Origin of the sequence: Caldisalinibacter kiritimatiensis (assembly GCF_000387765.1) — a bacterium.
GTDB lineage: Bacteria > Bacillota > Clostridia > Tissierellales > Caldisalinibacteraceae > Caldisalinibacter > Caldisalinibacter kiritimatiensis.
Genome location: NZ_ARZA01000131.1, coordinates 1 through 8601 on the forward strand (window position 1 = coordinate 1; position 8601 = coordinate 8601).

Here is an 8601-nt window from a genome sequence, read left to right on the forward strand (position 1 = left end):
CTATTCTTGAGGGCTAGCGCCCATTAAAATCTTTTAGATGCGAAACTTCTGATATTGATTGACAAGACAATACACAAATAAGTATAATTAAAGTAACATAACATCAATCGAGGTGATTTAATGGAAAAAGATTCTCTTTGTAACAAATTTCAAAATGCAGTTTCTGATACTCAATTAAGGCACAAAAGTATACTTGACATATTAACTAAACTAGAAGAATCAAACGCAAGAGTTAATAGAGCAATAGTTAAGTCTGTTACCTCGTGTGGCTGTATAGAAATAAATGCAACTAAGCAATGCTACAATAAACCTTCTTTACAAGAAGTAAAAGAATCTCTTAAAAACCATATTGAAGGAGAATTATGTGAAACCTGTAGAGAAAAAATACAAGAAGAACTAGGTAATCATATGTACTATGTAGCTTCATTATGCGATGCTTTAGAACTGAATTTAGATGATATAATATCAAAAGAGTTTGATGAGTTAAAAACTTTAGGTATTTATAGTTTGTTATAAAAAGCAGTTAATAGCTGCTTTTTTATTTATGAAAAAAGACAACCATCTATTATTGGTTGCCTATTAAATATGTCTATCCAGTAATGACTGCTCTTGAAATCTTCTTAAGCCTTCTTTAATACTTCTAGCCCTTATCTCACCTATACCTTCTACTGCATCTAAATCTGATATTGAAGCTTTTAAAATTTCTTGAAGGGAACCAAACATGTCTATAACATTTTCTAGAACATTTAGTGGCAATCTTGGAATCTTACTTAAAATTCTATATCCCTTTGGTGATACTCCTTCATCAAGTGCATTTAAACCACCTTCATAACCTAAAACTCTAGCTATATTGGTTAAATCAAGTAGATCTTCCTGAGATAGCTTTCTAAGTTTTTTCACCACATCATCATAATTTGTATCCTCTTTTTGTACATAATAATCTCTAACTACGTTCTTTCCATCCTCTTCTACATTACCTGTCAATTCATCCAACTGCATACTTATTAATCTACCTTCATTTCCTAATTCAAGTATATACTTCTCTATCTCTTTAACTATTCTCATAACCATTTCTGTTCTTTGTAAAACTGTTACAACATCATATACCGTTACTAAGTCTTCAAATTCTAATGCACTTAAATTGGTCATAGCTTGGTCAAGAACCGACTTATATTTCTCTAACGTCTGTATTGCTTGATTTGCTTTAGATAAAATCTCACTTACATCCTTTATTACGTATTTAGAATAACCTTTGTAAAGTGTTATTATATTTCTTCTCTGGGATATAGATATTACTAACTCTCCTGTCTGTTTTGCAACTCTTTCCGCTGTCCTATGCCTTATTCCCGTCTCTGCAGATGTGACAATAGGGTCTGGCACTAGCTGTGTATTAGCATAAAGTATTCTCTTGGAATCATGATTTAAAATGATTGCTCCATCCATCTTAGCTAACTCATATAAGTATGCAGGCGAAAACTCACTGTTTATATGAAACCCACCATCTACTATATTCATAACTTCTTCACTATCTCCTACTACTATCAATGCACCTGTTTTCGCTCTAACTATATTTTCTAGACCTTCTCTTAAAGGGGTTCCAGGAGCTACAATTTTAATTGATTCATAAATATCGTCATTTTTTATATCTTGTTCTCTCATATTTTTAGCTACCCTCCTAAAACTAAATCTAAGGCTTCGTTTATATTGGCAACACCAATTACTTTCATTCCAAACTCTTGATTTAGACCTTTTAAATTTCCCCTTGGTATTATCGCTGTTTCAAATCCCAATTTTGATGCTTCTGTTATCCTCTTTTCTATGAAGCTAATAGTTCTTAATTCACCTGTCAAGCCAATTTCCCCCATAACCACAGTTTTAGAGTCTATCTCTACTTCTTTAAAACTTGATGCTATAGCACATGCTATTCCTAAATCTGCTGCAGGCTCTTTTATTTGTATTCCGCCTGTAACATTCACGTACGTATCTACATTTTGTAGTTGTAATCCTGCCTTTTTTTCCAAAACTGCCATTAATAAAACTACTCTATTGTAATCTATACCCGTTGCTACTCTTCTAGGCATTCCAAAGGCAGTATAGCTTACAAGGGCTTGTATTTCTATGAGCATAGGTCTTGTCCCTTCAATACTTGATACTACAACATTACCTGAAGCATTCATTGGTCTTCCTGATAAAAGCATTTCTGATGGGTTTTTAACTTCTATAAGTCCAATATCCCTCATTTCAAATATACCTATTTCATTTGTGGATCCAAACCTATTCTTAACAGCTCTTAGCACTCTGTATGTGTGGTGCCTTTCTCCTTCAAAATATAATACTGTATCTACCATATGCTCAAGTACCCTAGGCCCTGCAATAGCTCCCTGTTTAGTTACATGACCTACTATAAAGGTAGCCATATGTCTAGTTTTTGTAAGAGTCATAAGTATAGAAGTTATTTCTCTTACTTGACTTACACTTCCAGGTGCAGAGGTTATATTAGGATTATAGACAGTTTGAATAGAATCTATAATAAGTATATCAGGATTTAATTCTTCAACAACGCTTCTTACAACCTCAATATTAGTTTCAGCTATTATATATAGCTCTCCAGCTTTAACTCCTAGTCTATCTGCTCTAAGCTTAATTTGCTTTGCAGATTCTTCACCTGAAACATATAGTACTTTAAGCCCTTTTTTTGATATATTGTTAGCTGTTTGTATAAGTAAAGTGGATTTACCTATTCCCGGGTCTCCTCCAACTAATACTAAAGACCCTTTTACTATTCCTCCACCTAACACTCTATTCAATTCTTCTATAGATGTAGAAATCCTTTCTTCTTCCTCTACCTTTACATCTATTAATCTCTCAATTCTACTTTTACCCGCTTTAGTACTAACATTAACGCCTTTTTTATCTTTCATATAAACTTCTTCAACAAATGTATTCCATTCTCCACAAGAAGGACATCTACCTAACCATTTTGGATTTTCATATCCACATTCCTGGCATATGAATTTAGTCTTAAGCTTTGCCACAAAATACCCTCCCAAATAATCCTCTCTTTATAATTATTTACCATTATGTAAATAATTATATTCCAAGAAGTTTCATATTTCAATAAAAAACGACGTAGTTCATACGCCGTCTTTAATCACATTATCAATACATTTTTTCAACTATAAAATCTAAATCTAAAAATGGTAATTTATTATTTAATCTATTTATTTCACCTGTATATTCTATGTTATCACTTTTAAGGTTTAATAACACCAAGCTCACATCCTCTTTCTGTATTATTTCAATATCTTTGATATATGTATTCTCACTATTTAATTTAACATTATTATCTTTAACAAAATCACCAACTATAGTATTATCAAACTTTAAAACAATTTATAATCTAGCTCTTATCTCTTAGGTTACAGTTCTTAGAAAAATGAAGACATACCTCTATTTCGTTATTGAGGGACGCCTCGTCCCTCAATAAAAAAGTTCCCTAGCTTATATGACTAAGCTAAGGAACTTTTTATAGTGAAATATCCTATTCTCTATTAAATGTCAATTTATCTCCATCAAAGCCTACAACTATATTGTCATCCTTACTTACACTACCTTTTAGTATCTCTTCTGAAAGCTGGTCTTCAATAAGTCTTCTTATTGTTCTCTTAAGAGGTCTTGCTCCATAAGCTGGGTCATATCCTTCTTTAGCTAAATGCTGTTTTGCCTCTTCAGTTACAGTTATGTTTATATTTAATTCTTTTAATCTCTTTTCTAAATTATTAACCATTAAGTCAACGATTTCTCCGATATGCTCTTTATTTAATGAGTGGAATACTATAACTTCGTCTATTCTGTTTAAAAATTCAGGTCTAAATGACCTTCTAAGCTCAGTTATAACATTGTCTTTCATTTTTTCATACTCTGCTTTTTCTTCATTTGCTGGAGCAGCGAAACCTAAAGTTTTTTGCTTTTTAATAGTATCTGCTCCTACATTTGAAGTCATAATAACAACTGTATTTTTAAAGTCTACAGTTCTTCCTTTAGCATCAGTTAATCTACCGTCATCTAATAGCTGTAATAATATATTAAATACCTCTGGATGGGCCTTTTCAATCTCATCAAACAAGATTACAGAATAAGGCATCCTTCTTATTTTTTCTGTTAATTGCCCTCCTTCTTCAAATCCCACATATCCTGGAGGTGAACCTATAAGCTTAGATACAGAGTGTTTTTCCATGTATTCTGACATGTCAACTCTAATCATTGCATCTTCATCACCAAATAAAGCCTCTGCCAATGCCTTAGATAATTCTGTTTTACCTACCCCTGTTGGCCCTAGAAAAATAAATGAACCTATTGGGCTATTTGGGTCCTTTAAGCCCACTCTTGCTCTTCTTATAGCATTCGACACTGCTTTAACTGCTTGTTCCTGTCCTATAACCCTTTTATGAAGAATTTGTTCCATTTTTAATAGTCTTTCTGATTCTTCTTCTGCTAATTTTTTTACAGGTATTCCTGTCCAATCTGATACGATATGAGCTATTTCTTCATATCCTACCTCCGTGGAGTTAGACTGTTTTTCCTGTCTCCATTGGTCTTGTTTCTTTTCTAATTTTTCTTTAATTTTCTTTTCTTCATCTCTTATTTTAGCCGCTTGCTCAAAATTTTGTGTGCTAATTGCCTCTTCTTTTTCCTGGGATAATTCTTCTAATTTCTCTTCTAGTTCTTTAAGCTCTGAAGGAGCAGTTATGGACTGTAGTCTTACCCTTGATGCTGCTTCATCTATTAAATCTATAGCTTTGTCCGGTAAAAATCTATCGGTAATATATCTATGAGATAATTCTGCAGCAGCCTTTAATGCTTCATCCGTTATTTTAACTCTGTGATGTGCTTCATATCTATCCCTTAAACCTTCAAGAATCTTGATTGTATCTTCAACTGATGGCTCATCAACTGTTATAGGTTGAAATCTTCTTTCTAGTGCTGCATCCTTTTCTATATGCTTTTTATATTCATCTAAAGTTGTAGCTCCTATCGCTTGCAATTCGCCCCTTGCTAATGCTGGTTTAAGGATATTAGATGCATCAATAGCTCCCTCAGCTGCTCCAGCTCCTATTATAGTATGAATCTCATCTATAAACAATATTACATCTCCTGAGTTTCTAAGCTCCTCCATAACTTTCTTTAATCTGTCCTCAAACTCTCCTCTATATTTAGCACCAGCAACCATTGAAGCTAAATCTAGGGTTACCACTCTTTTATCTTTTAAAATTTCAGGTACTTTTCCTTCACTAATTTGTTGAGCTAAGCCTTCAGCTATTGCTGTCTTACCTACTCCCGGCTCACCTATAAGACAAGGATTGTTTTTCGTTCTTCTACTTAAAACTTGTATTACCCTCTGTATTTCCTTTGTTCTACCTATAACTGGGTCTAATTTTCCTTCAGCCGCATACTTAGTTAAATCTCTTCCATACTTATCTAATGTAGGAGTCTTTCCTGTTTTTTTGTTAAACTTGTTTTTATTTTGTCCTCCAAAATTACCATTTAACATTTTTATTATCTCATCCTTTGATTTATCTAAATTAATACCTAGTTCTTTTAAAACTAGAGCTGCAACACCTTCTCCCTCTTTTATAAGTCCTAAAAGAAGATGCTCTGTTCCTACATAATTATGTCCTAAATTTCTAGCTTCCATTACACTTAATTCAAAAACCTTCTTAGTTCTAGGAGTAAAACCTAATATTTCTCCACCTTCTCCATATCCAACTAAATTAATAACCTTTTTTCTTACTTTTTCTAAATCTATTCCTAAGTTCTTTAAAGCTTTAGCTGCTATACCTTCATCTTCTCTAATTAATCCTAGGAGAAGATGCTCTGTTCCTACATAATTGTGATTTAACTTAGCTGCCTCCTCTTGAGAAAAAATTATTACTCTTTGTGCTCTTTCAGTAAATCTTCCAAAAGTACCCATGAAAAACACCTCCTAAATTAAAGCTTTTCTCTTATAAGTTCTGCTCTCTTAATATCTCTTTCAAACTGTGTTAATTCTTTCATAGCACGTTTCTGTATATTCGCAGGCTGTACAGTTATCATCAATTTGTTTATCTCTTCTTTATCTACTTCATCTATAATACCCATATCTATACCCATTTTTACATTAGATAGTAATTTCATAGCTTCTTTTGAAGATATAATTCTTGCACTCTTAAGAATTCCTAATGACCTATATACTTTATCTTCAATTTGTACTTTGTTTGAATTAAGTAATTTTTCTCTAGCTTTTCTCTCTTTGTTTATAATTTGTAATACTACATTTTTTAGTTTCTCTATAATTTTCTCTTCACTTTCTCCTAATGTTATTTGATTAGAGATTTGGAAGAGATTCCCCATTGCATTTGTACCTTCTCCATACAATCCTCTGACTGTAAGTCCTATTTGAGTAACTGCTTGTAACACTTTATTTATTGTTCCTGTTAATACTAAAGCAGGTAAATGAACCATTACTGAAGCTCTCATCCCCGTTCCTACATTTGTAGGACATGATGTGAGATATCCTAACTTTTCATCAAAGGCATATTTTAATCTTTCTTCTAAAACATCATCTATTTTACTACATAAATCCCATCCTTCTTCTAATCTTAAGCCAGGTAAAAGAACTTGCATTCTTATATGATCCTCTTCATTTATCATAATTGTAACTTTCTCGTCTTTACTTAATAAAAAGCTACCTATTTGAGGTCTTTCTAAAAGAGTATGACTTATTAGATGCTTTTCTACTAAGACATTTCTATCTAATTCTGAAATCTCTCTTAATCTTTTGAATTCAAACTCTCTCGTTAACACAGAATTACTTGATAAAATAGCATCTTTGATTCTTTGAGTTGAACTTTCTGCAGCTTCTTTTGTAATCATCTGTGGAAAGTTTATATCTTCTAAATTCCTAGCTAGCCTTATTCTACTGCTTACAACTATATCACTCTCTGGACCTTTTCCTTCTAACCATTTAACCATAGTCTTCACCCCTTTACCCTTCTATTTCTGCCTCTAATTCTTTTATTCTATCTCTAAGCTCAGCTGCTTTTTCAAATTGTTCATTTTTTACTGCTATGTTTAATTGGTTCTTAAGTTTTTGAATTTCCTTTCTAATTCTAATGACTCCACCTGCTTTTTTAGGGACTTTACCTATGTGTTCTTCATGTCCATGTATATTTTTAAACAAAGGTGTCAATTTTTCCTTGAAAGCCTCATAACAATGATTACAGCCAAATCTTCCTGTTTGTCTGAACTTCCCGTAAGTCATCCCACATTTATCACATTTGGTAGCCTGTATATAATCAACCTTAACAGGTCCTTCTTGAATATCATCTAATAATCCAGTTAAAAAGTTATGAATTGAAAAGGAAGTATCAAATTCTTTCTTTTTTTTCGCACATTCTTCACATAAATGCATCTCTGTAACATTTCCATTAATAACTTTTTTAAAATGTACAGTAGCTGGATTTTTTCCACATTCTTCACAAAGCATTTAAAACCCCTCCTTACTATTCATCTAACAAAATTAACAACATATCTTTAAGTATATTAGCTCTCAACATATTTTTATACTTAGGGTCTACTGCTAATGCTCTATCACTTATTGCCATTTTCATTATATTCATTTCTCTTTTCGTTATAAGTCCTTTTTCCTTAAAACTTTCAATTATACTATATGCTCTAGTTTTAGTTATAGATTCACCTATTATATTTAAAATCACATTACGGATATGTTGATTATTATTAATATTTACTTTTACTATCTTTATATACCCGCCCCCGCCCCTCTTACTTTCTATATAGTATCCTTTGTCGTTACTAAATCTAGTAGTTAAAACATAGTTTATCTGAGATGGTGCACAATTAAAGTATTGTGCTAATTCATTTCTTTGTATTTCAATAACTCCATTTTCTGCATCACTCATTAATGATTTTATAAATTCTTCTATCAAGTCACTTAACTTTGACATAAGCATCATCCTTTTGACTTTGACTTTCTTTGTCCTTTAATATAATTTTAAACATAAAAATATTTAATTTCAATGGATATTATACCCTAATTTAGTTAATTTAAACTAGAATTTTTTTATTTGTTTTGTTTACATCTTTTTTTCTAATTTTTACTTGAGTTATTATAATTTATAGGGTCAGCTTTCAACTGACCCTGGTTATATTTATTTTTCTTTTTTAGCTACAATTTGATATTCGTCTCCTGAATGACTTCCTTTTACTGAATAATCGAAGTTGTTATTCTCTAAAGTTTTTGTCAATACGTCTGAATATGCTGCATTAACACTGTTCATTGTTATTATTAGTGTGTCATTTTCCCTTACTTCATCTATTACATCTAGCAATTTTTCATTGGCACCCATACTCATGGGCATATTGAGATTGACATAGTATTCAGCCAAAGATATTCCTCCTCTTTATTAGTAGGAGCATTTTTATTTTTTGCTGTTTAATTTTAAATTATGCTTTTTCTTGTTTGCCCAATATTTTTATTAAATGGAACAAAATCGACTTCGTCGATTTGTTAGTTAGTAGTTCGTTGTTAGTAGTTAGTAGCTT

The 8601-nt window shown here is 31.8% G+C and carries 8 protein-coding genes; 1 reads left to right on the forward strand and 7 read right to left on the reverse strand.

Annotation, left to right across the window (positions count from 1 at the left end; genetic code table 11):
- Window positions 1-120: 120 nt before the first annotated feature.
- Complete coding sequence (locus L21TH_RS06520; protein ID WP_006312145.1) at window positions 121-516, forward strand: nucleoside triphosphate pyrophosphohydrolase family protein; 396 nt, start codon at window positions 121-123, stop codon at window positions 514-516.
- Window positions 517-579: 63 nt separating this feature from the next.
- On the opposite strand, the gene disA is transcribed toward L21TH_RS06520, so the two are convergent.
- The 7 genes from disA to L21TH_RS06555 form a co-directional block, all read right to left on the reverse strand.
- Window positions 580-1659, reverse strand: coding sequence for a DNA integrity scanning diadenylate cyclase DisA (gene disA / locus L21TH_RS06525; protein WP_006312147.1), 1080 nt, complete (start codon window positions 1657-1659; stop codon window positions 580-582).
- A gap of 8 nt (window positions 1660-1667) precedes the next feature.
- On the reverse strand, window positions 1668-3035 hold the full coding sequence (radA, locus tag L21TH_RS06530; protein WP_006312154.1) for a DNA repair protein RadA: 1368 nt from the start codon (window positions 3033-3035) through the stop codon (window positions 1668-1670).
- A gap of 506 nt (window positions 3036-3541) precedes the next feature.
- Window positions 3542-5971, reverse strand: a complete 2430-nt coding sequence (locus L21TH_RS06535) for an ATP-dependent Clp protease ATP-binding subunit (RefSeq protein WP_006312158.1) — start codon at window positions 5969-5971, stop codon at window positions 3542-3544.
- Between the two features lie 17 nt (window positions 5972-5988).
- Entirely contained in the window at window positions 5989-7011 is a 1023-nt protein-coding gene (locus tag L21TH_RS06540; protein WP_006312160.1) for a protein arginine kinase, read from the reverse strand.
- A gap of 13 nt (window positions 7012-7024) precedes the next feature.
- Window positions 7025-7525, reverse strand: a complete 501-nt coding sequence (locus tag L21TH_RS06545) for a UvrB/UvrC motif-containing protein (protein WP_006312161.1) — start codon at window positions 7523-7525, stop codon at window positions 7025-7027.
- A gap of 16 nt (window positions 7526-7541) precedes the next feature.
- Window positions 7542-8003 (reverse strand): CtsR family transcriptional regulator, encoded by a 462-nt coding sequence (locus tag L21TH_RS06550; protein ID WP_006312163.1) that lies wholly within the window; start codon window positions 8001-8003, stop codon window positions 7542-7544.
- A gap of 204 nt (window positions 8004-8207) precedes the next feature.
- Window positions 8208-8444 (reverse strand): hypothetical protein, encoded by a 237-nt coding sequence (locus tag L21TH_RS06555; RefSeq protein WP_006312164.1) that lies wholly within the window; start codon window positions 8442-8444, stop codon window positions 8208-8210.
- Between the last annotated feature and the right edge of the window lie 157 nt (window positions 8445-8601).

What these genes read in the sequence shown, in the direction of transcription:
- L21TH_RS06535 (WP_006312158.1), bottom strand. Translation starts at nt 5,971, where the DNA reads ATGGGTACTTTTGGAAGATTTACTGAAAGAGCACAAAGAGTAATAATT.
- L21TH_RS06540 (WP_006312160.1), bottom strand. Translation starts at nt 7,011, where the DNA reads ATGGTTAAATGGTTAGAAGGAAAAGGTCCAGAGAGTGATATAGTTGTA.
- L21TH_RS06520 (WP_006312145.1), top strand. Translation starts at nt 121, where the DNA reads ATGGAAAAAGATTCTCTTTGTAACAAATTTCAAAATGCAGTTTCTGAT.
- disA (WP_006312147.1), bottom strand. Translation starts at nt 1,659, where the DNA reads ATGAGAGAACAAGATATAAAAAATGACGATATTTATGAATCAATTAAA.
- L21TH_RS06550 (WP_006312163.1), bottom strand. Translation starts at nt 8,003, where the DNA reads ATGTCAAAGTTAAGTGACTTGATAGAAGAATTTATAAAATCATTAATG.
- L21TH_RS06545 (WP_006312161.1), bottom strand. Translation starts at nt 7,525, where the DNA reads ATGCTTTGTGAAGAATGTGGAAAAAATCCAGCTACTGTACATTTTAAA.